Here is a 20436-nt window from a genome sequence, read left to right as displayed (position 1 = left end):
TCAGCCCCCGACGACCGCTCCCCCCGCGCGAGGTGCCGGATGTCCCTCCCCCACCCCCTCCGGCGTTCGGCATCACTGCCGCTCGTCCTCCTCCTCATCGCCTCCTTCCTGACACCCGCCGCACACGCGGCGGCACCCTCCGGTGCCCCGCCCACCCCGACGGCCACCGACGGCGAGGTACGCGGCTATATCGACGCGCACACCCACCTGATGTCGTACGAGGCGTTCGGCGGGCAGCTGATGTGCGGCAAGCCGTTCGACCCGCGCGGGATCCAGGAGGCGCTGCGCGACTGCCCCGACCACGCGGGCAACGGGGTGCTCGCCTGGTTCGAGAACTTCACCAGGCACGGCACACCGTTCGGCACCCACGACCCCACCGGCTGGCCCACGTTCAAGGACTGGCCCGCATGGGACTCCCGCACCCACCAGCAGGCCCACTACACCTGGCTGGAACGCTCCTGGCGCGCCGGCCAGCGCATCCTCGTCAACCACCTGGTGGCGAACCGGCAGCTCTGCGACATCTACCCGCTCAAGCGCAACCCGTGCGACGAGATGGACGTCATCCGGCTCCAAGCGCAGCGGATGCGGGAGATGGAAGAGGGCATCGACCGGCGCAGCGGCGGACCCGGCGAGGGCTGGTTCCGGATCGTGCGCGACTCCGCGGAGGCCCGCCGGGTGATCGAGGCGGGCAAGCTCGCCGTCGTCCTCGGCGTCGAGACCTCCGAGCCGTTCGGCTGCCGTGTGATCAACGGTGAGCCGCAGTGCACCCGCAAGGACATCAACCGGGGCCTGGACGAGATGAAGCGCCTGGGCGTGTCGTCCATGTTCGTGTGCCACAAGTACGACAACGCGCTGTGCGGCGTCCGCTTCGACGGCGGCACCACGGGCGCGTTCGTCAACGCGGGCAACTTCCTGGGGACGGGACGCTTCTGGCAGGCCGAGACCTGCACCGGTCGCGCCCACGACCACACCATCGAACCGGCCGGCGCGGTCAACGACCAGGTCGCGCGGCTCCTGCGCCTGCTCGGGCAGGCGGGCATCACCCTGCCGCTGTATCCGGAGGCGCCGCACTGCAACGTCAACGGACTCAGCGACCTCGGCGAGCACATGGTGCGCGGCATGATGGAACGCCACATGATCGTCGAGATCGACCACATGAGCGTCAAGGCCGCCGACGAGACCCTGGGCCTGCTGGAGGAGGCGCGCTACCCGGGCGTCATCTCGTCCCACAGCTGGATGGACGACACCTACAAGCCGCGCGTCTACGCCCTCGGCGGCATGATCACCGGCTACGGGCACGCGGCGGACGGCTTCGTCCAGCAGTGGAGGCGTAACAAGGCCCACCACGCCCCGGGAACCGCCTTCGGCTACGGCTACGGCCTCGACGCCAACGGCATGGGCGCCCTTCCTCCCCCGCGCGGCGACGCCGACGACCCGCTGCGCTACCCGTACACCTCACCGTTCGACCCGGCCGTGAAGCTCGACCGCCTGCGCACCGGGACGCGGACCTGGGACCTCAACACCGACGGCGTCGCCAACTACGGCCTCGTCCCCGACTGGCTCGCCGACGTCGGCACCGTAGGCGGCCAGGAGATCATCGACGACCTGGCCCGGGGCGCCGAGACCTACCTCCGGATGTGGCACCGCACCGAAACCGGATCGGGGTGACAGGGCAGGCCGGCCGCAGCCCGGAGGTGCATGTCATCCGCGTTCGCGCAGGTAGGCGTCCAGCTCGGCGGCCCCGGCCAGCATCGCGCGCCCGCGGGCGGACAGCCGGCCGTGCCAGTCGCGCAGGGCGGCCTCCAGCGGCTCCAGCCCGCCGGCCGCCCGCACCTGGGCGATCAGCGGGGCGATCTGCTCCAGCAGGTAGCCGCCCCTCCTCAGCTGGTGGGCCAGCCGGGCGTCCCGCACGTCGGATTCGTCGTAGACGCGGTAGCCGGTCCGCGGGTCGCGGCGCGGGCGCACCAGCCCGGCACCCTCCCACTTGCGCAGCGTCGCGGGCCGGATTCCGAGCCGGTCCGCCAGCGGCCCGATGAAGGTGCCACCGGGTTCGGACGCCGCGTCGCCGGGCCCGGACGCCGTGGTCCGCTCGGACGCCGTGGTGCGCCCGGACGCCGCGCCGGGCTCCAGGTCGCGGAGGGCGCTCTCCACGGCCCGGAGGGTCCGGCGGTCGTCGAGGAGCTGGGCGTGACTCATGTCGATGAGGCGGAACGCCTCCTCGGCCGCGTCCTCGTTCACCGCCCGCATGATCGACGTCGCCGTCTGGTGGCCATGGCCGGGCACCAGGGCGAGGAACGCGCTCAGGGCCTGCGCGTGCAGCGGCGTATAGGTGCGGTAGCCGTGGGCCGTGCGAGCGGCGGCGGGGAGGATGCCGGCCTCCTCGTAGTTCCGGATCGCCTGCGTGGACAGACCGTGCCCGCGCGCCAGGTCGATCGGCCTGAGCCGCACACCGTTTTGAAGGTTTCGTCCCATCATCCTGCCGATATCGCGGTGAAGTTCAACCCGAAGGTTCAACGATACCGTTGAAGGCATGGCAATCGGTATCAAGGACAGCACCCACCCCGTCGAAGCCGCCGCCGTCATGAGGCTGCTTCCGGCCCGGCCGCGGCTCCTCGCCCTGGGCGAGCCCGCCCACCGCGAGGACACCCTGCTCGACCTGCGCAACGAGCTCTTCCGGCAGCTCGTCGAGCAGGAGGGCTACCGGTCGATCTCCATCGAGAGCGACTGCATGATGGGCCTGGTCGTGGACGACTACGTCACCTCGGGCACCGGCACCCTCGACGAGGTCATGGAGCACGGCTTCAGCCACGAGTGGGGCGAGCAGGCGGGCAACCGCGAGCTCGTGCGCTGGATGCGAGCCCACAACGACGGCCGGCCCGCGTCCGAGCACGTGCGCTTCGCGGGCATCGACGGCCCGCTGGAGTACTGGGCCGCGAGCCCCAGGCAGGCACTCACCGCACTCCACGGCTACCTCGCCGCCCAGGTGGAGCCGGACCTGCTCCCCTGCACCGCGGAAACGCTCGACCGCCTCCTCGGCGGCGACGACCAATGGTCCAACCCCGCCACGGTGATGGACCCGTCCCAGTCCATGGGCCGGTCGACCGAGGCCAGGCAACTGCGGGTACTCGCCGACGACCTGGTGGCGCTGCTGGACGCGCAGACGCCGCACCTGATCGCGTCGACCTCGCGGCACGACTGGGACCGGGCGCGCCTGTACGGCCGCACCGCCACCGGCCTGCTCGGCTACCACTTCTGGATGGCCGACACGTCCCCGGCCCGCGTGACGCGGATGTGCGCCCAGCGGGATTCGATGATGGCCGCCAACCTCCTCGCCGTCACCGAGTGGGGCCCGGCGCTGGTCCACGCCCACAACAGCCATCTCCAGCGGGACAAGAGCTCCATGCGGATGGGCGACCTGCCGCTGGAATGGTGGAGCGCCGGCGCGATCGTCAACTCGCACCTGGGCGAGGAGTACGCGTTCGTCGCCACGGCCCTCGGCACGATCCGGCACCAAGGCGTGGACGCCCCGCCACCGGACACCCTCGAAGGGCTCCTGTACGCGCTCCCGGAGGACCGCTACGTCGTCGACGCCGGCCGTCTGGCCGCCGCCCTCGGCGACACACTCCCCGCCGCCCGCGTGTCGCCCTGGTTCGGCTACGCCTCACTGGACCCGGCCCACCTGACCGAGATCGACGGGCTCGTGTTCATCAAGGACGTCCGGCAGAGCCAGACCCCTCAGCGGCACAGCGGGGCCGGGTGACGACCCGGCAGCGCTTCATGAACCGTCAGCCGACGGGGATGGTCGCCTGGAGGACGGCGTCGCTCAGCGCCTCCGTGCGGAAGTGCGCGACGGCCTGGAAATCGGGATCGGCGACCATCTGGGAGAACACCTCCCGAGACGGGTAGCGCACGAGGAGGACGGCGTCCCAGCCCCGCCCGTCCTCCGCGACGAGCGCCGTCGAGCCCTTGCCGTAGAACAGCACCTCGGAGCCGTACCGCTTGAGAATCGTCTCGCTGAGCACCCGGGAGTACCGGGCATAGCTCGCCTGCCCGCCCTCACGGAAGCGCAGCAGGTTCAGCATCACCACCGGGCCCCCGGGGTCTTCGGCGAGATACCGCTTCATCCCGTCACCGGTCGGATCGACCGCCATCCGGCCACCTCCCCTTCGCAAGCGTGGCCCCCGACTCTAGGGCCCGCCCGGCAGGCCATCGAGAGAAAGAGCCATCGCCTCGCCCCGACCACCGGAACGCTGTGCGGCTCGACACTCAGCCCTTATGCCGACTGTCGACTAACACAATCCTTAGCCTCGTGCCCCACTATTCGCCGCAGCTCGACGGGGTGTTCGCCACCCTCGGCGACCCGACGCGCCGCACGGTCGTCCGGCCGCCGTCCTCCGGACCCGCCGATGGCCGCTGACCGGCGCGGGCACCCCGGCCGGCCTCCGCCTGCTCCACCACGAGGCCACACCGAACGGCCTGCTCCTTCTGGAATACGGCTTTGACCGGCGACGCCCGCCAAGCCGAAGACCGAGGCGTCGCCGCCGTCATATGAGCAACGCTGCCGGGACCCGGCGGCCTCAAGTGTCAGGTGAAGATCTCGTCGAGGGATGAGGCGGTCGCCGCGTGCCGGGCCCAGGTGTGGATCTGTTCCAGGTCCTGGCAGGAAGTGACACGGCGGCGAAGGTCATCGTCGATCGTGAAGCCGCGCGACTCCAGGACGATGAGGAGCAGCTCGATCTCTCCCTCGACCTTTCCTTCGACCTTGCCCTCGATCTTGCCTTCGGCGATGTGCTTGAGGGCGAAGTCGCTCTGCCATTCGTAGACGCCTGCTTGCATGATCTCCTCCAGGCAGTGTCGTGCGGCTTGGGGGGTGAAAGCTATCGGCAATCGTTCAGTCACGGAGGGTCAAAGACGTTACGTCAGACTATGACTGAGGTGTTCGGATTGTCTGCATACCGACCCTCAAGGCGTCGATGCCGCACCGTTGTGCGGCCCTTTTGCCTGTTAATAACGGTGCACGTTCTCCCAAATCACCCTTAAAGAGGCAGTTGATCCGGGTTTGCACCCTCCCTGCAAAGGGGGAGCTTTCGGTCACCGAGTTGGCGGCCCAGGCCGCCAAGAGGGGGGTTTCGATGACGACAAAGATGGCCCACGGCTCTGCCTCAACGCGGCAGCGCCACCGCACCTCGGGGTGGCTGGCCTTCGCCGGCACGCTCGCCCTGGTGGTCGGCGCGTTCAACGTCATCGCCGGACTGGTTGCGCTGTTCAACGACGACTATTACCTCGTCGGCGAGAACCAGATCCTGGTGTTCGACTTCACGGCCTGGGGCTGGATCTGGCTCATGCTGGGCATCGTCCAGATCGCGGTCGGCGCGGGCGTTGTGGCGGGCCAGATGTGGGCCCGCGCGGCCGGCGTGCTCTTGGCCGTCCTGGCGGCGATCGGGCACCTGGCCTTTCTCCAGGCGTTTCCCATGTGGTCGGTGCTCACCATCGCCCTGTGCGTGCTGCTGATCTACGCGCTCACCGCTCCGCCGGCCGGGGCGAGGGGCGACTGAATTCATCGGTAGCTCCAGAGGCGGGTTGCTCCGCTTCCGGAGCCCGCGGCGGCGGCGAGCATCGTGCCGTCGGGCGCGAACGCGACTGTGGAGACTTCGGTGGTGTGGCCGCTCAGGGTGCCGATGGGCTCGGCCGTCCGCGTGTTCCACAGGCGGACGGAGTTGTCTTTCGAGCCGCTGGCCAGGACCCGCCCGTCCGGGCTGAACGCCAGGCTCAGGACGGCGCCTTCGTGGCCCTCGAGAACGGTGGGCGACTGTCCGGCTTCCACGTTCCAGAGATGGACGGCCCAGTTGCCGTCGTCGACGCCCGCGGCCAGCGAGCCGTCCGGGGAGAACGTCACGGTTTCCGTCGTGCCGCCCGACAGCGTGCCCGCCGGCCGGCCGGACGCCGTGTCCCAGAGGTTCGCGACACCGCCGCTGTAGCGGTTTCCGGTCGCGATGAGCCGTCCGTCCGGGCTGAATTCCAGGAAGGTGGGGTCGGACTCTCCGTAGGCGATCTCGCGGACGGCCCGGCCCGTGCGGGCATCGAGGATCCGGATCTTGCCCGCGCCCGCCGTGCCGACCCTTCCGGCGTCGTGGCTGAGGCCGAGGGCGTGGAAACCGGCGCCGACCTTGATGACGCCGGTGACGCGGCCGGTCGCGGCGTCCCGGAGTTCGATGCCGGCGTCGCTCTTGACGGCGACGACCCGTGCGTCCCCGCTCAGCCCCGCGTAGTCGCGTCCCCTGAGCGCTTCGCCGACCTCGGTGGAGCCGCCCTTTCCGGTGGTGAGGTCCCAGCGCCAGAGGCTCTCGAACCCGACTCCGACGAGCGTCCGGCTGTCCGGGGTGAAAGCGATGTCGAACATGTCCACCGGGCCGCCCGGCAGGAGGCGGGACGCGCCGGGGACGTCGAGGGGCGTGGGCGGGAAGGTCTTCGCCTTGCTCTCGCCGGACGGCCACAGCAGCACGGCCGCCGGGGCGGCGATGGCGGCCACCGCGGCTCCGGCGGCCCCCGCGATGACCGCGCGGCGGGGGACGCGGCGGGGCGCGGCGGTGAGGCCGGCGCCGATCTGCGGGAGGGGCGGGCGTGCGGCCGGATCCTTGGCCAGGCACGGGACGATCGCGCCCTGGAGGCCGGTGTCCATGCCGCCCAGGTCGGGTGGGGAGGACGTGATGCGGTGCACGATCGCGGGGATGGAGCCGGCGTCGAACGGGCCGCGGCCGGTCGCGGCGAACACGAGGACGCAGCCGAGCGCGAACACGTCCGCGGGCGGGCCGGCCTCGTCGGCGCGGATCTGCTCGGGCGCCATGTACGCGAAGGTGCCGACGGCCGCGCCGGTGGCGGTGAGCGTCGAGGCGTCGGCGGCGCGGGCGATGCCGAAGTCGATGATGCGGGGACCGTCCGGCGACATGATCACGTTGCCGGGTTTGAGGTCGCGGTGCACCAGCCCGCACGCGTGGATCGCCGCCAGGCCCTCCACCAGGCCCCGGCCCAGCGACCGGACGCCGCCGGGGTCGAGCGGTCCCTCGCGGGTGACGAGTTCCCGCAGGGACGGGCCGGGGACGAACGCCGTCACCATCCAGGGCTCGTCGGCCGCCGGGTCGGCGTCCACGACCTGCGCGGTGTAGAAGCCGCCGACCTTGCGGGCGGCGTCGACCTCCCGCGCGAACCGGGCCCGGAACTGCGGGTTGCCGGCGTGTTCGGCGCGTATCAGCTTCACCGCCACCTGCCGGCCGCCGGGCGTCGAGCCGAGGAACACCTGCCCCATGCCGCCCTCGCCGAGCCGCGCCTCCAGCCGGTACGGGCCGACCTGCCGGGGATCTCCCCGTCGCAGCGTCTCCATCAGGGCAGCCTCCACAGTCGCACGGTCGTTTCACCGGAGACGCCGCTGCCGGCCGCCACGGTCGTGCCGTCGCCGCTGATCGCGACCGACGAGACGAGGCCGTTGAGCCCGCTCAGGACGGCGGTCGCGCGGCGGGCGGCGACGTCCCACACCCGGATCTCCCGGTCCTGGCTGCCGCTGACGAGCGTGCCGTCCGCGCTGAACGCGACCTGGGTGATCCTGGCGGCGTGGCCGGGGAGGGAGGCCACGATCTTGCCGGACGCCACATTCCACACCGTGACCTCCGCGCTCTTGCAGCTGGTGGCGACGGTCCTGCCGTCCGGGGCGAACGCGAGCGACGACATGGCGCCCTCGGGGCTGCGGAGCACGCCGATGCGGCGGCGGGTCGCGGCGTTCCACATCCACACGGCACCGCGGTTGCCGGAATCCCCGGCCCCGTCGCAGGCGGCGGCGACGATCTTCCCGTCGCGGCTGAACCGCACGCAGCGGACGCCGGACGCCTCCCTGTCGAACCCGGCGACGAGCCGGCCGGTCCGGACGTCCCAGAGCCTGACGTCGGGGTTGCCCGCGGCGAGGATCCGCCCGTCCGGGCTGAAGTCGACCGAGCCGACGTTGAACGCCTCGACCGGAAACGTGCGGATCCGGCGGCCGGTCGCGACGTCCCACACCGTGGCGCTCGCGCTCATGTTCCCGGTGGCGAGCCGCCGCCCGTCCCGGCTGAACGCGACCGCGGCGGCCCCGCCCTCGACCCGCAGCGTCCGGTGCCGGGCGCGGCGCCCCACGTCCCAGATGAACACCTTCTCGTCGTTGAGGGAGACGCTGGCGGCGAACCGGCCGTCCCGGCTGATCGCCACCTCCTCGATGCCCGCCTCATGGCCGCTGAGCGTGGCGAACGGCGCCAGCGGCGCGTCCGGGGCGGGGGCGGCGGCGTTCGCGGGCGGGGGCTCCTCGTCGCCGTCGCCGCGCAGCAGGAGGACGGCGGGGACGGCGGTCATGGCGGCGGCGGCCGCGCCGGCGGCGCCGAGGACGACGGCGCGCCGCGACACCCGGCTGCCGGGCGTGCTCGGGGACGTCACGTCGCCGGCGCCCTCCGCCTTGGTCACGGCCATCGTCCCGCGGAGCCGCGTCGGCGCGTCGGGAGCGGCGGGCGGTGCCGGGACGGCGGCGTGCGCCGTGGCGTCCGGCAGCGGGTTCCCGGCGGGATCGGCGAGGTGCTCCAGGATCGCGGACGTCGCCGGGCGGGCCGCCGGGTCCTTGGCGAGACACGCGGTGACGAGCGTCCGCAGATCGTCGGCCACTCCGTCGAGCCGCGGTTCCTCCTCCAGGACGCGGTGCACGATCGCCGGGATCGTCGTCGCGTCGAACGGGCTCCTCCCGGTGGCGGCGAACGCCAGCACGCAGCCCAGCGCGAACACGTCGCACGGCGATTCCGCCTGGTCCCCGAGGACCTGCTCGGGCGCCATGAACGCGTACGTGCCGATGACCGCGCCGTCCGACGTCATGGGCGCCGCGTCGGCGGCGCGGGCGATGCCGAAGTCGATGATGCGGGGGCCGTCCGGCGAAATGATCACGTTGCCGGGTTTGAGGTCGCGGTGCACCAGCCCGCACGCGTGGATCGCGGCCAGGCCCTCGGCGAGCGCGGCGCCCAGCGTCCGCACCCGGTCCGGGGGGAGGGGGCCGCCGCGGATCACCTCGTCGCGCAGGGACGCGCCCGGGACGAACGCGGTCGCCATCCAGGGCGTCGCGGCTGCGGGATCGGCGTCGACGACCTGGGCGGTGTGGAAACCGCCGACCCTTCGCGCGGCCTCCACCTCCCGCGCGAACCGTTCCCGGAAGCGGGCGTCGCCTGCGTGCTCGGGGCGGATCAGCTTCACCGCCACCTGGCGTCCGCCGGGCGACTCCCCCAGGAACACCTGGCCCATGCCGCCCTCGCCGAGGCGGGCGCCGAGCCGGTAGGGGCCGATCGTGCGGGGGTCGTCGGGACGCAGAGGGGTCATGTGTCACCTGTTCGTCGGGAGCCGGGGAGTCAGGGAGTCAGGGCTGGAGCGACCGCCAGATGCGGGGCGGGAGGACGTCGGCGGCCTCGTCCAGGTCGATGGCGGGGTCGCACGACAGCCAGCGGCGGGCGGTCTCGGCGACGGGGCCGATGAGGAGCATCTCCATCGTCGCGGGCGAGAGCGGGGCCACCTCACCCGCCTTGATGTGCGGGACCATCCATGCGACGAGACGCGCGATGCGGGGTGCCTTCAAGCGTCGAGGACCCGGGCGACGGTCTCGTCCGTGCCCTGGTGCCTACGCGACATCGACGGCCTTCACGGCGTCGTCCCAGAGCCGCCGGGCGAGGGCGGTGTCGCGGGCGACGGGCTTGAGCCGCTGCTCCTTGCGCCCGTGGAAGTACCGGCCGGTGCCTTCGGCGGTCAGCAGGTTCACCACGGGCTCGGCGCCTGCCTCGGCGGACTTGAGCGTCCGCTTGACGGTCCGCAGCAGCAGTCCTTGGAATCCGCCGCGTTCGCCCAGGCCGGTCCGCAGGACGCCCGGGTGCACGGCATCGATCGTCACACCGGCATCTTTCCACCTCTCCGCGAACAGCGGCACCATCAGCAGGTTGGCGAGCTTGGTGTTGGCGTAGGTCCTGGTGGCGCTGAAGTCCGCGCCGGCCGGGGTCCGCTCCGGATCTGCCCTCCCCATGACGTACAGGCCGGCGCTGACCTGCACGACGCGCCGCAGCTGCCGCTCCAGCAGCCGGTTCAGCAGGAACGGCGCGAGATGGTTGGTGAAGAACGCCTGCTCGTATCCGTCCTCGTTGACGTCGCGGCGGCTGGGCCAGACCGCCGCGTTGTGGACGAGCGCGTCGATCGCGGGGACCGCCGCGGCGATCTCCCCGGCGGCGGCCCGCGCCGTGCGGAGGCTCGACAGGTCCCCGACGACGAGTTCCGCGCCGATCTCCCGCGCGGCGGCCCGTCCCTCGTCCGGCCGCCGCGCCATGATCGTCACCCGGTGGCCGCGCCGGACGGCCTCCGCCGCCACGGCCCGCCCCACCCCGCGGTTCCCACCCGTCACCACCACGTTCAGCGCCTCGTCCACGGCACGGGAGCGTAGCGTCCCACGAGAAGCTCTCTAGAGAGTTTCTCTAGAATTCACCGAGCGGCGGGCAGCGCGGCCGTCATGTCGGGACGGACCCGCCGCCCCGCCCGCGTGGGAACGGGGCGGCGGTGTCCGCACTCAGCAGGTGCCGAGCATCCCCGAGAGGGCGCTCTTCTCGGCACTGTCGACGGTGAGGTCGTAGTACCACTTCACCTGGATCCAGGCGCGGGCGTAGGTGCAGCGGAACGCGGAACGCGGCGGCTGCCATTCGGCGGGGTCCTTGTGCCCCTTGGCCTGGTTGACGTTGTCGGTGACGGCCCACAGCTCGGGGCCGCCGAGGTCGTTGGCGTAGGTCTGGCGGCGGGACGTCGACCAGGCCCAGGCGCCCGACGCCCACGCCTCTGCGAGGGGCACCATGTGGTCGATGTCCACGTCGGACGCCGCGTACCACGTGGCGCCGTCGAACGGCGAGTACCAGGAGCCGGACGTCGGGTAGCAGGAGGAGTTGGTGGAGACGTTCCGGCCGTCCCGCTTGAGGACGGTCTCGCGGGTGTTGCACGACCCGGAGATCGTGATCCAGTGCGGGAACAGGTCGCGGTCGTAGCTGCCGGCGTGCGACTCGGCGGCGACGGTGAGCGCGGCCAGCCGGGACGCGGCGGTGGAGGCGGACGGGATGTTGGGCGGGGTCGCGGACGCCGGCGCGGCGGGAACGCCGATCAGCGCCGCGGCCAGCACGGCGGGTAGCAGGAGCAGGAACGGTCGTCGCATCGGGGGGAGCCCTTCTGCGGCCGTTCCCTGCCAGGGCCGGGAGCGCCCTGAGCGGGGCGGGAACGGCGGCACTGCGACGGTGACATTTGGAACAAATCCCAATAAATGTCACGCATTGCCCAGCCGCGCCCCCGCCTTTGGTCGGAAGCTGCCGTCCGACCCCGCCCCACCCCCCTCTGGCCTGCCATGACGGCGCGGGCGGCGGACCCGTCGCGGCAGATGAAAACTCACTGAACCCCGTCCGGACCCGAGGAGTCGCACCTCCGAACGCCCGGGCCGGGCCGGGCCGGCCCGGGCGTGTCCGGGTTCAGGCGTCCGCGCCCACGGTCAGGACACCGGGCGGGACACCCGTTCGGGCGGTGACGAGGGCAGGGCGGACGCGGCCCGTCCGGCAGGCCCCACCCCCACCGCGCCCGGCGCCCGGCGTGCCTCCCGCGCGTGGTGCGCGACCACGGCGAGAGCGGCGGCCAGGAAGATCACCTGCATCGCGGTCCTGGGGGCCAGGCGGTCGTCCCACGGGATGTCCGTCCCATTGAGGGCCAGGTGCACGTTCGCCGGGAACATCCCGACCAGCATCAGGCCGAGCCCGCCCGCGGCCCACGGCGCGGTCCGCCCCCAGAGGAGCCCCGCCGCGCCGGCGAGCTCCAGCACGCCGGTCACGGTCACCAGGAACCCCGGTGCGGGCAGCGCGGGCGGAACCATGTCGATCAGCTCTTGGCGCATGCCGACGAAGTGCGCGATCCCGGTCACCGTGAACATCAGGGCGAGCCCGGCGCGCAGCGGCACCGGCCACCGCCGCAGCCGCCGCACGCCCAGACGGCCCGCCACCAGCCCGGCCAGCGTGCCCCCGATCAAGAACATCAGTGGTGCCATGTCGATCCCCCTTGAACTTGTCACTGTCAAGTTTCGCCCCGCACGGCCATCTTGTCAATGACTAGTTTCGATCCGGCCGGAAGTCGGCGTGGCCGCGCCGGCACGTACGTGGTTTCCCGGATACCGGCCGCAGACCCTCCGAGCACACAATGCAGTCGTTTGACCACTCAGAGTAATCAGGGAGGAATCGTGAGAATCAGGAAAGCCGCCCTCGCCGCCGTGGTCGCGGGCTCCGCACTGACCGTCGGCGCGACCGCCACCCCGGCGCTCGCCGCGTCGTGGCACAACACCGGCCAGACCTTCTACTGGTACTCCAGCTGCGCCGCGGCGGGCAAGGCCGGGGTGGCGTCCGGCTGGCAGGCCTACGACTGCAAGGGCAGCTCCGCACCGTGGGCCACCTACGAGCTGTGGGGCCTGTACTGATCAAGCACTGATCGAGTACCGGACGAGTCCGGACGGCACGACACCGCCCCCGCCCACCGCGGCGGGGGCGGTTTCCATGCTCCGCCAGGGCCTCGTTGGCCTCCGGTCACGCGTCGGCGCCGAGGAGCAGGCCGCTGGTCGGGACGCCCGTGCCCGCCGTGACGAGGACGTTGTGGACGTCGCCCGGCTGGTTCACCGACGTTCCCCGCACGAGGCGGACGCCCTCGGCGATGCCGTTCATGCCGTGGATGTACGCCTCGCCCAGCTGACCGCCGTGGGTGTTGAACGGGAGGCGTCCGCCGAGTTCGAGGTTGCCGTCCGCGACGAAGTCCTTGGCCTCGCCCCTGGCGCAGAAGCCGAGTTCTTCGAGCTGCGGCAGGACGAGCGGCGTGAAGTGGTCGTAGAGGATCGCGGCCTGAACATCGGCGGGGGTGAGGCGTGACTGTGCGTAGAGCTGCCGTCCCACCAGGCCCATCTCCGGGATGCCGCTGATCTCCGAGCGGTAGTAGCTCGTCATCATGTGCTGGTCGTTGCCGGATCCCTGCGCGGCGCCCCAGATCAGGGCGGGGTGGTGCGGGAGGTCGCGGGCCCGTTCGGCGGAGACGATGACCAGGGCCTGGCCGCCGTCGCTCTCCTGGCAGCAGTCCAGGAGGCGGAGGGGTTCGGCGATCCAGCGGGACGCCTGGTGGTCCTCCAGGGTGATGGGGCGGCCGTAGAACCACGCGGCGGGGTTCTTCGCGGCGTGCGCCCGGTCGACGACGGCGACGCGGCCGAAGTCTTCGCTCGTCGCGCCGTACTCGTGCATGTAGCGGCGGGCGAACATCGCGACCCACTGGGCGGGGGTGGCCAGGCCGAACGGTGTCATCCACGAGTAGGCGGCGCGGTCGGCGCTGACGTCCATCGGGCGGTCCGCCTGGCCGAGGCCGTAGCGGACGCCGGAGCGCTCGTTGAACGCGCGGTAGCAGACGACGACGTCGGCGACGCCGGTCGCGACGGCCATCGCGGCCTGCTGGACGGTGGCGCAGGCGGCGCCGCCGCCGTGGCCGATGCGGGAGAAGAACGTCAGCTCGCCGATGCCGAGGTTGCGGGCGATGTGGATCTCGGAGCTGGTGTCGGCGGTGAACGTCACCATGCCGTCCACGTCGGACGGCTGGAGCCCGGCGTCGGTGATGGCGGCGAGGACCGCCTCGCAGGCCAGCCGCAGTTCGCTGCGGCCCGACTCCTTGGAGAACTCGGTGGCGCCGATCCCGGCGATCGCGGCGGCCCCTGGGAGCACGCTCATGAGTCCCCTCCATGCGGTTGGAGAACGGGCAGTTGGACGACGACCGTGCCCGTCACGTGCGGGCCGAGGGCGTTGACGCCGCGCACCGAGATCTCGACGCGGCCGTCGTCGTGCTTGGCCTTGACGGTGCCGGTGAGGACCATCGTGTCGCCCGGGTAGTTCGGCGCCCCGAGCCGGATCTTGATCGCCTTCACCACGGCGGCGGGCCCGGCCCAGCCGGTGACGTACCGGTCGACGAGCCCGTTGGTCGTCAGGATGTTCATGAAGACGTCCTTGGAGCCGCGCTCGACGGCGAGCGACGGGTCGTGGTGGACGTCCTGGTAGTCGCGGCTGGCGAGGGCGGTCGCGACGATCATCGTGCGGGTGAGCGGGATGCTCAGCTCGGGGAGCTCCTCCCCCACCGCCACGTCGTCATGGTTCACAGTCTCGCTCCGAGGAGGTCGAGGTCGAAGGAGGCACCGCCGAGCGTCCCGGAGATCTGCTTGCCCCACAGGAAGTGGCGGTGCACCGGGTAGTCGACGTCCACGCCGATGCCGCCGTGCAGGTGCTGGACGCGGTGGACGACGTTCAGCCCGCCCTGGTCCGACCACCATTTGGCGACCAGGACGGCGCTCTCGGCGTCCTCCCCTGCGGCGATCAGGGAGATCGCGTGCCAGAGGCAGACGCGGAGCGCGTCGATCTCGATGTAGCAGTCGGCGAGCTGGTGCTGCACGGCCTGGAACGTGGCGAGCGGCCGTCCGAACTGCTCGCGTCCGGTGAGGTGGTCGGCGGCCAGGCGGAGGGCGCCTTCGGCCACGCCGATCTGGACGGCCGCCAAGGAGACGCGGGCGAGCCGGAGCGCGGTCGCCAGGGCCCCGTCTCCGAGGGGCCGGCCGGGGGCGCCGTCGAGGGTGAGGTGCCCGGCCTTGTCGCGGGTGGTGGTCTCGGCGCGTTCCCAGGACGTCCCGGCCGCTGAGGTCTCGACCAGGAACAGGCCGGGGCCGTCCGGGGAGGAGGCCGCCACCAGGACGTGGCTCGTCCCGGACGGCGCCGGGACGACGGCCTTCGTGCCGGTCAGCAGCCAGCCGTCCCCGTCGCGGACGGCGGTGCAGCGCGGCGCGGCGGGGTCGGCCGCCCCGAACTCCTCCAGCGCGACGGTCAGCCGGGCCGGCCCGGCCAGGACGTCCCGCTGGGCGGGCGTCCCGTGCTCGGCGATCGTCAGGGCGGCGACGACGGACGGCCAGATCGGGACGGGCGCGACCGTGCGGCCCTGTTCCTCCAGCAGGACGGCCAGCCCGGCGGCGCCGAGCCCGGCCCCGCCGGCGTCCTCCGGGAGCGCGACGCCGAGCAGGCCCGTCTCCCCCAGCTCGGCCCACAGGCTCTCGTCGAACCCCGCCTCCGACTCCTCGGCGGCCTTGATCCGCGCCTGCGTGGCCCGGTCGGCGAAGATCTGCCGGGCCAGATCGCGGACGGCCTCCAGCTCTTCGCCCAGTGTGAAGTCCATCAGCGCTCCTTGGCCTCGGCCGGGCGGAACGCCGGCAGCGACAGGTCGGGGTCCGGGTCGATCCAGTCGAGGACGACGGGCATGCCGACCTCGACGTCCTCGGGCGCGACCCCGGTCATGTTCGTGATCAGCCGGGTGCCCTCGGTCAGCTCGATCAGCGCGACGACCAGCGGGTAGTCGAACGCCGGGTGGCGCGGGTGGTGGTTGACCACGTAGCTGTGGACGTGCCCCTCGCCCTGTGCCTCGATCGTGTCCCAGTCGAACGAGCCGCACTGCGGGCAGCACGGGCCGGGCGGATGCCGCAGCGACTTGCAGTCGGCGCACCGCTGGATGACGAGCCGGTGCTCGCGGGCCGCGTCGAACCAGAACGCGTTGTCGGGGTTGATCGCGGGCCTCGGCCGCAGGGCCTTCGGCGCGGGTTTCCCGGCGGGACGGAAGCGGAGCAGCCGCCACCTCTGGGTGGCGACGATCTCGCCGGACGCGTCCCGGTACGTCTTGACCGTGCTGACGAAACGTCCCGCGCCGAGCGCCGTCCGCTTCTCCGGGGAGATCGACTCGACGGTCTCCTCGACGCTGACGTGGTCGCCCGGCACCAGCTCGCGGTGGAACTCGAACTCCGAGTCGGTGGCGACGACGGAGGTGTACCCGCCCTCGGCGAGCAGCGCGGTCAGCTCGTCGGGGCCGGCGGGATCCTCGTCCGCGCCGACGGACGCGGCGTACCCGCGCATCACCCACGCCTGCATCATCGACGCGGGCGCCACGACGCCGTCGCGCCCGTTCGCCCTGGCGGCCTCGTCGTCCAGGTAGACCGGGTTGCCGTCCGCCATCGCCTCGACCCAGTGGCGGATCATGGGGACGTTGACCGGGTCCGGTCCAGGACGGCGCCCGACCAGCTCCCGTCCCGCCCAGGCCCGCAGCCTCGCCTCATAGTCGTCCGGGAGTGCGGAGTCGTCCGGGAGTGCGGAGTCGTCCGGGAGTGCGTCGCTCATGATCGCCTCGACCTCGGCAGTCCCAGCCCCTGGACGGCGACCATGTCGCGCAGCACCTCGTTGACGCCGCCGCCGAAGGTGTTCACGATGCCCTGCCGCGACAGCTGCTCGATCTGCCCGTACAGCACCGCGCCCGGCGACTCGGGACGGATCCGCCCCGCCGCGCCGAGGATGCCGGTCAGCGTGCGCTGCACGTCGATGTGCGTCTCCGTCCCGTAGGACTTCGCGGCCCCGGCCTGCGCGCCGGTCAGCGTCCCCGCGTCGACGGCCATGGTCATCTTCCAGTTCATCAGCCGCATCGCCTCCAGCCTGGCGTGCGTGCGGGCGAGGTCGGCGCGCACCCACGGCAGGTCGATGGCGCCGTTGTCGCGGGCCCAGTCCCGCACGTCCTCCCACAGCCGGATCATCCGGCCGCCGAGCGCGGCGAGCCCGATGCGCTCGTGGTTGAGCTGGGTGGTGATCAGGCCCCAGCCGCCGTCGACGTCCCCGACGACCGCGGACGCGGGCACCCGGACGCCGTTGTAGTACGTCGTCGTCACGACCATCCCGCCGACGGTCTGGATCGGGCTCCAGGAGAACCCGTCGGCGTCGGTCGGGACGATCAGGATCGAGATGCCCTTGTGCTTCGGCGCGTCCGGGTTCGTGCGGGCGGCGAGCCAGACGTGGTCGGCGGTGTTGGCGCCGCTGGTGAAGACCTTGCTGCCGTCGACGACGAACGTGTCGCCGTCCCGGACGGCCTTGGTCCGCAGCGACGCGAGGTCGGTGCCGGCGTCGGGTTCGGTGTAGCCGATCGCGAACACGATGTCGCCGGACAGGATGCCCGGGAGGAACCGCTTCTTCTGCTCGTCCGTCCCGAAGCGCATCAGCGTCGGGCCGACCGTGTTGACGGTGACGAACGGGAACGGCAGCCCGGCCCGCTGCACCTCGTCGAAGAACACGTACTGCTCGGCGATCGACCTGCCCTGCCCGCCGTACTCCTCCGGCCAGCCGTAGCCGAGCCAGCCGTCGTTGCCGAGCATCTTGACGATCTCGCGGAACCGGTCGCCGCCCACGCCCTGCTCACCGGCGCGGCGCCGCACGTCCTCGGGCAGCAGGCCCGCGAAGTACGCCCTCAGTTCCGCGCGCAGCCTGCGATGCGCGTCGGACTCACGCAGATCCATACATGCCCTTTCCTTGTCAAGGGAGGAAGCGGATTCATGGGAGGAAGCGGATGCGGCCGGCGGCGGCGAACTCCTCGCGGAGCGCCGCCTTGTCCGCCTCGGTCATCAGGACGTACTCGGGTGCGCCCCGCACCGCGCGGCCCGCCCACCGGTACACGGGGTCGGTGGTCCGCCAGCCTTCGAGCTGCATCTCCTTCTTCCTGAGCTTGCCCGAACCGGTCGTCGGCAGCGCGTGCGAGACGCGCACGAAGCGCGGCGCGCCCTTGGTGCCGAGATCGTCCTGGGCGGCGAGGAACGCCGGGAGGCCGAGGTCCTCGAACGTGACGCCCGCGGGGGTCTCGATCGCCGCCATCACCTGGTCGCCGGAGCGCGGGTCGGGGACGCCGAACGCGACCGCGTCCACGATCTTCGGATGGCGGCGGACGACGTTCTGGGTGAGCAGCGCGGAGATGTTCTCCGAGTCGACCCGGATCCAGTCGCCGGACCGGCCGCCGAAGTACAGGAACCCGTCGACGTCGACGTAGCCGAGGTCGCCCGTCCAGTACCAGCCGTGCCTGACCCGCTCGGCGTCGGCGCCGGGGTCGTTGTAGTAGCCCTCGAACTTCGCGGCGCCGTGCACGTCGACGATCTCGCCGACGGCGGCCTCGGCGTTGGTGACGCGGCCGTGCTCGTCCAGGATCGCGGGGGCACAGGTCTCCCGGGTGTCCGGGTGGACGATCCGGACGCCGTCGTGGGCGGGGCGCCCGAACGCGGTCGGCGGTGCCTCCGGGTCGCGTTCGATCATGCCGGCGCTCTCGCTGGAGCCGTAGCCCTCGACGAGCTCCGCACCGAAGCGTCGCAGGAACCCGGCCTTGTCCTCCGGGGACGCCTCCGTCCCGAAGCCGTGCGTGAGCGTGTTGTCGCCGTCGTCCGGCCGCTCCGGCGTGGCGAGGACGTAGCCGATCGCCTTGCCGACGTAGGTGAAGAACGTCGCGCCGTAGAACCGCACGTCCGGCAGGAACCCGGACGCGGAGAACTTCGGCGCCAGCACGACGGTCGCTCCGGCGGCGAGCGCCGGCGCCCACAGCGCCATCAGCGCGTTGCCGTGGAACAGCGGCATCGGGCAGTAGCAGACGTCGTCGCGTTTCACGTCGTACTTCGCGCTGTTGTTGCGGCCCAGCTCGGCGAGCCTGCCCTGCGAGCAGCGCGCCACCTTCGACTTCCCGGTCGTCCCGGACGTGAACAGCAGGAGCATCTGCGTGACCGGGGTGATCGACTCATCGGGTTTCGGCTCGCACACGCGGTCCGCGACCTGTGCCGCGTAGCCGTCGTCGTCGATCAGGAGGAACCGGTCGCGCGGGACGCCGATGTCGAGACCGTCCAGCAGTTCCAGCCCGGCCCGATCGGTGACGAGAAGCTGAAGGTCGGTGTGCCGGACCTCCTGCTCCAGGTAGGCGCCGGTCCGGGTCGAGTTGACGCCGACGATCGTCGCGCCGCTCAGCGCCGCCGCCCCCAGCCACAGGACGTACTCCGGGACGTTCTCCAGCAGCACGCCGATGTGGAACGGCCCGTCCCGGCGCAGGTCGCGCGCCAGCGACGCGCGGGCGGCGCTCTCCCGGACGACCTCGTCCCACGTCCAGGTCCGTTCGCGGCTGCGCAGGCCCGGACGGTCGTCGTTCAGCCGCGCCAGCAGCAGACCGGCGATCGTCTCGTCACGCCCGCGCGCATCAGGCACCGGCGCTTCCCCAGGGCGGTTCGGTGGACAGGACGCAGTGGGTGCCGCCGTAGATCGCGGTCATGCACTTGTTGCAGTGGATGCACAGCGACCCGGTCGCGGGCTCGTCCTTGATCCGGTTGATCAGGTCGGGCTCGCGCAGCAGGGCGCGGGCCATCGCGACGAACTCGAAGCCCTCCGCCATGGCGGTGTCCATGCCGGCCTTGTCGGTGACGCCGCCGAGCAGGATCATCGGCAGCTTCACCGCGGCGCGGATCTGCCGGGCGTCCCTGAGCAGGTAGAGGTCCTCGTAGGGGTAGGACTTCAGGAAGTGCCTGCCGACGAGTTTGATCCCGAGCTTCGTCGGCTGCTTCATGACGGCGGCGAACTCGTGCAGCGGCGCGTCACCCTTGAACAGGTACATGGGGTTGAGGAGTGAACTGCCGGCGGTCATCTGGAGGGCGTCGACCGAGCCGTCGGCCTCCAGCCACCGCGCGACCTGGACCGCCTCGTCCACCCAGAAGCCGCCGGGCACGCCGTCGTCCATGTTCAGCTTCGCGGTGACCGCGAGGCGGTCGCCGACGGCGTCGCGGACGGCGCGGCCGATGTCGCGCGCCAGCCGGGCGCGGTTCTCCAGCGACCCGCCGTACTCGTCCTTGCGGTGGTTGACCTTCGGGCTGAGGAACGCGCTCGTCAGGTAGTTGTGCCCCATGTGGATCTCGATGGAGTCGAAACCGGCCTCGATCGCCATCCGGCCCGCCTGGCCGTGCGCCTCGACGACGCGCGCCAGGTCCGCGTGCGTGGCGGCCCTGGCGACGGTCTGCGTGGTGAGGTGGAAGCGGCGGCTGGGCGCGAGCGCGGGCAGCTTGTTGCTCTTGGGGTTGGCGACCGGGCCGGCGTGCCCGATCTGCGCCTGGACGGCGGCCCCCTCGGCGTGCACGGCGTCGGTCAGCTTGCGCAGGCCGGGCATCGCCTCGTCCCGCCAGTAGATCTGCCTGCGGTCGGTTCGGCCCTCCGGCGCGACCGCGCAGTACGCGACGGTCGTCATCCCGGCGCCGCCGCGCGCGTGCCGGACGTGGAAGTCGATCAGCGCGTCGGTGACCTGGCCGTTCTTGGTCAGCCCCTCGTACGTCGCCGCCTTGATGATGCGGTTCCGCAGTGTGACCGGCCCCAGCCTGCCCGGGGCGAACACGTCGGGCTTCTCGTTGCTCATTCGAAGTCCTCCATCATGACCAGACGTTAATCAGCGGGATGCCCGGGCACTCCGGACATCCCGCTGACCGGGAGCACCCCACCGCGTTGA

20 protein-coding genes are annotated in these 20436 nt (G+C 72.0%); 4 read left to right on the top strand and 16 right to left on the bottom strand.

The features are described 5' to 3' along the window. Positions 1 to 39 precede the first annotated feature (39 nt). A complete protein-coding gene (locus ACGFK0_RS05595; protein ID WP_392900607.1) occupies positions 40 to 1668 on the top strand; it encodes a Coagulation factor 5/8 type domain-containing protein in 1629 nt (542 codons plus the stop codon). Positions 1669 to 1701: 33 nt separating this feature from the next. Here the strand turns inward: ACGFK0_RS05595 and ACGFK0_RS05590 are convergent, their stop codons facing one another. Next, complete coding sequence (locus ACGFK0_RS05590; protein ID WP_392900604.1) at positions 1702 to 2472, bottom strand: TioE family transcriptional regulator; 771 nt, start codon at positions 2470 to 2472, stop codon at positions 1702 to 1704. Positions 2473 to 2530: 58 nt separating this feature from the next. Between ACGFK0_RS05590 and ACGFK0_RS05585 the strand changes: the two genes are divergently transcribed. Continuing rightward, entirely contained in the window at positions 2531 to 3760 is a 1230-nt protein-coding gene (locus tag ACGFK0_RS05585) for an erythromycin esterase family protein (protein WP_392900601.1), read from the top strand. Positions 3761 to 3785: 25 nt separating this feature from the next. On the opposite strand, the gene ACGFK0_RS05580 is transcribed toward ACGFK0_RS05585, so the two are convergent. Beyond that, positions 3786 to 4151 carry a DUF1330 domain-containing protein gene (locus ACGFK0_RS05580; RefSeq protein WP_392900598.1) on the bottom strand — a complete coding sequence of 122 codons (366 nt, stop codon included), beginning with the start codon at positions 4149 to 4151 and terminating at the stop codon, positions 3786 to 3788. Positions 4152 to 4584: 433 nt separating this feature from the next. Next, positions 4585 to 4836: a hypothetical protein gene (locus tag ACGFK0_RS05575; protein ID WP_392900595.1), complete on the bottom strand. Its 252-nt coding sequence runs from the start codon at positions 4834 to 4836 to the stop codon at positions 4585 to 4587. 296 nt (positions 4837 to 5132) lie between these two features. Between ACGFK0_RS05575 and ACGFK0_RS05570 the strand changes: the two genes are divergently transcribed. Then, positions 5133 to 5555: a hypothetical protein gene (locus tag ACGFK0_RS05570; RefSeq protein WP_392900592.1), complete on the top strand. Its 423-nt coding sequence runs from the start codon at positions 5133 to 5135 to the stop codon at positions 5553 to 5555. 2 nt (positions 5556 to 5557) lie between these two features. Here the strand turns inward: ACGFK0_RS05570 and ACGFK0_RS05565 are convergent, their stop codons facing one another. The 6 genes from ACGFK0_RS05565 to ACGFK0_RS05540 form a co-directional block, all read right to left on the bottom strand. Beyond that, positions 5558 to 7378 (bottom strand): WD40 repeat domain-containing serine/threonine protein kinase, encoded by a 1821-nt coding sequence (locus ACGFK0_RS05565; RefSeq protein ID WP_392900589.1) that lies wholly within the window; start codon positions 7376 to 7378, stop codon positions 5558 to 5560. Then, positions 7378 to 9375 (bottom strand): WD40 repeat domain-containing serine/threonine protein kinase, encoded by a 1998-nt coding sequence (locus tag ACGFK0_RS05560; protein WP_392900586.1) that lies wholly within the window; start codon positions 9373 to 9375, stop codon positions 7378 to 7380. Before ACGFK0_RS05560 ends, ACGFK0_RS05565 begins: the two co-directional genes overlap by 1 nt. Before the next feature lie 37 nt (positions 9376 to 9412). After that, complete coding sequence (locus ACGFK0_RS05555; protein ID WP_392900583.1) at positions 9413 to 9592, bottom strand: hypothetical protein; 180 nt, start codon at positions 9590 to 9592, stop codon at positions 9413 to 9415. A gap of 78 nt (positions 9593 to 9670) precedes the next feature. After that, positions 9671 to 10462 (bottom strand): SDR family NAD(P)-dependent oxidoreductase, encoded by a 792-nt coding sequence (locus ACGFK0_RS05550; RefSeq protein WP_392900579.1) that lies wholly within the window; start codon positions 10460 to 10462, stop codon positions 9671 to 9673. A gap of 138 nt (positions 10463 to 10600) precedes the next feature. Continuing rightward, on the bottom strand, positions 10601 to 11230 hold the full coding sequence (locus ACGFK0_RS05545; RefSeq protein ID WP_392900576.1) for an HNH endonuclease family protein: 630 nt from the start codon (positions 11228 to 11230) through the stop codon (positions 10601 to 10603). Between the two features lie 327 nt (positions 11231 to 11557). Next, entirely contained in the window at positions 11558 to 12103 is a 546-nt protein-coding gene (locus tag ACGFK0_RS05540; protein ID WP_392900573.1) for a DoxX family membrane protein, read from the bottom strand. 189 nt (positions 12104 to 12292) lie between these two features. On the opposite strand from ACGFK0_RS05540, the gene ACGFK0_RS05535 reads away from it, so the two are divergent. Further along, positions 12293 to 12526, top strand: a complete 234-nt coding sequence (locus ACGFK0_RS05535) for a hypothetical protein (RefSeq protein ID WP_392900570.1) — start codon at positions 12293 to 12295, stop codon at positions 12524 to 12526. Between the two features lie 106 nt (positions 12527 to 12632). Here ACGFK0_RS05535 and ACGFK0_RS05530 read toward each other — a convergent pair whose 3' ends face one another. Genes ACGFK0_RS05530 through ACGFK0_RS05500 form a run of 7 tightly spaced genes read right to left on the bottom strand, consistent with a single transcriptional unit; the run spans position 12633 to position 20346 of the window. Then, positions 12633 to 13808, bottom strand: a complete 1176-nt coding sequence (locus ACGFK0_RS05530; protein ID WP_392900568.1) for a lipid-transfer protein — start codon at positions 13806 to 13808, stop codon at positions 12633 to 12635. After that, positions 13805 to 14230: a MaoC family dehydratase gene (locus ACGFK0_RS05525; protein ID WP_392900566.1), complete on the bottom strand. Its 426-nt coding sequence runs from the start codon at positions 14228 to 14230 to the stop codon at positions 13805 to 13807. Before ACGFK0_RS05525 ends, ACGFK0_RS05530 begins: the two co-directional genes overlap by 4 nt. Beyond that, positions 14227 to 15291: an acyl-CoA dehydrogenase family protein gene (locus tag ACGFK0_RS05520; protein ID WP_392900563.1), complete on the bottom strand. Its 1065-nt coding sequence runs from the start codon at positions 15289 to 15291 to the stop codon at positions 14227 to 14229. Before ACGFK0_RS05520 ends, ACGFK0_RS05525 begins: the two co-directional genes overlap by 4 nt. Next, entirely contained in the window at positions 15291 to 16280 is a 990-nt protein-coding gene (locus ACGFK0_RS05515) for a bifunctional MaoC family dehydratase N-terminal/OB-fold nucleic acid binding domain-containing protein (protein WP_392900560.1), read from the bottom strand. The genes ACGFK0_RS05520 and ACGFK0_RS05515 overlap by 1 nt, the downstream gene beginning before the upstream one ends. Further along, positions 16277 to 17440: an acyl-CoA dehydrogenase family protein gene (locus ACGFK0_RS05510; protein ID WP_392900558.1), complete on the bottom strand. Its 1164-nt coding sequence runs from the start codon at positions 17438 to 17440 to the stop codon at positions 16277 to 16279. The genes ACGFK0_RS05515 and ACGFK0_RS05510 overlap by 4 nt, the downstream gene beginning before the upstream one ends. 34 nt (positions 17441 to 17474) lie before the next feature. Beyond that, entirely contained in the window at positions 17475 to 19154 is a 1680-nt protein-coding gene (locus ACGFK0_RS05505) for an AMP-binding protein (protein WP_392900555.1), read from the bottom strand. Continuing rightward, the gene (locus tag ACGFK0_RS05500; protein WP_392900552.1) at positions 19147 to 20346 is read right to left on the bottom strand and encodes an NADH:flavin oxidoreductase; all 1200 of its coding nucleotides are present in this window, start codon (positions 20344 to 20346) and stop codon (positions 19147 to 19149) included. Before ACGFK0_RS05500 ends, ACGFK0_RS05505 begins: the two co-directional genes overlap by 8 nt. Positions 20347 to 20436 lie beyond the last annotated feature (90 nt).

Source organism: Spirillospora sp. NPDC048823 (assembly GCF_043198445.1).
Classification (GTDB): Bacteria; Actinomycetota; Actinomycetes; order Streptosporangiales; family Streptosporangiaceae; genus Spirillospora.
This window is presented reverse-complemented; position numbering and strand designations above follow the sequence as displayed.

Bases quoted from the DNA above. Each gene is read 5' to 3' on its own strand.
- ACGFK0_RS05595 (WP_392900607.1), top strand. From the start codon at position 40: ATGTCCCTCCCCCACCCCCTCCGGCGTTCGGCATCACTGCCGCTCGTC.
- ACGFK0_RS05590 (WP_392900604.1), bottom strand. From the start codon at position 2,472: ATGGGACGAAACCTTCAAAACGGTGTGCGGCTCAGGCCGATCGACCTG.
- ACGFK0_RS05585 (WP_392900601.1), top strand. From the start codon at position 2,531: ATGGCAATCGGTATCAAGGACAGCACCCACCCCGTCGAAGCCGCCGCC.
- ACGFK0_RS05580 (WP_392900598.1), bottom strand. From the start codon at position 4,151: ATGGCGGTCGATCCGACCGGTGACGGGATGAAGCGGTATCTCGCCGAA.
- ACGFK0_RS05575 (WP_392900595.1), bottom strand. From the start codon at position 4,836: ATGCAAGCAGGCGTCTACGAATGGCAGAGCGACTTCGCCCTCAAGCAC.
- ACGFK0_RS05570 (WP_392900592.1), top strand. From the start codon at position 5,133: ATGACGACAAAGATGGCCCACGGCTCTGCCTCAACGCGGCAGCGCCAC.
- ACGFK0_RS05565 (WP_392900589.1), bottom strand. From the start codon at position 7,378: ATGGAGACGCTGCGACGGGGAGATCCCCGGCAGGTCGGCCCGTACCGG.
- ACGFK0_RS05560 (WP_392900586.1), bottom strand. From the start codon at position 9,375: ATGACCCCTCTGCGTCCCGACGACCCCCGCACGATCGGCCCCTACCGG.
- ACGFK0_RS05555 (WP_392900583.1), bottom strand. From the start codon at position 9,592: ATGGTCCCGCACATCAAGGCGGGTGAGGTGGCCCCGCTCTCGCCCGCG.
- ACGFK0_RS05545 (WP_392900576.1), bottom strand. From the start codon at position 11,230: ATGCGACGACCGTTCCTGCTCCTGCTACCCGCCGTGCTGGCCGCGGCG.
- ACGFK0_RS05540 (WP_392900573.1), bottom strand. From the start codon at position 12,103: ATGGCACCACTGATGTTCTTGATCGGGGGCACGCTGGCCGGGCTGGTG.
- ACGFK0_RS05530 (WP_392900568.1), bottom strand. From the start codon at position 13,808: ATGAGCGTGCTCCCAGGGGCCGCCGCGATCGCCGGGATCGGCGCCACC.
- ACGFK0_RS05520 (WP_392900563.1), bottom strand. From the start codon at position 15,291: ATGGACTTCACACTGGGCGAAGAGCTGGAGGCCGTCCGCGATCTGGCC.
- ACGFK0_RS05515 (WP_392900560.1), bottom strand. From the start codon at position 16,280: ATGAGCGACGCACTCCCGGACGACTCCGCACTCCCGGACGACTCCGCA.
- ACGFK0_RS05510 (WP_392900558.1), bottom strand. From the start codon at position 17,440: ATGGATCTGCGTGAGTCCGACGCGCATCGCAGGCTGCGCGCGGAACTG.
- ACGFK0_RS05500 (WP_392900552.1), bottom strand. From the start codon at position 20,346: ATGAGCAACGAGAAGCCCGACGTGTTCGCCCCGGGCAGGCTGGGGCCG.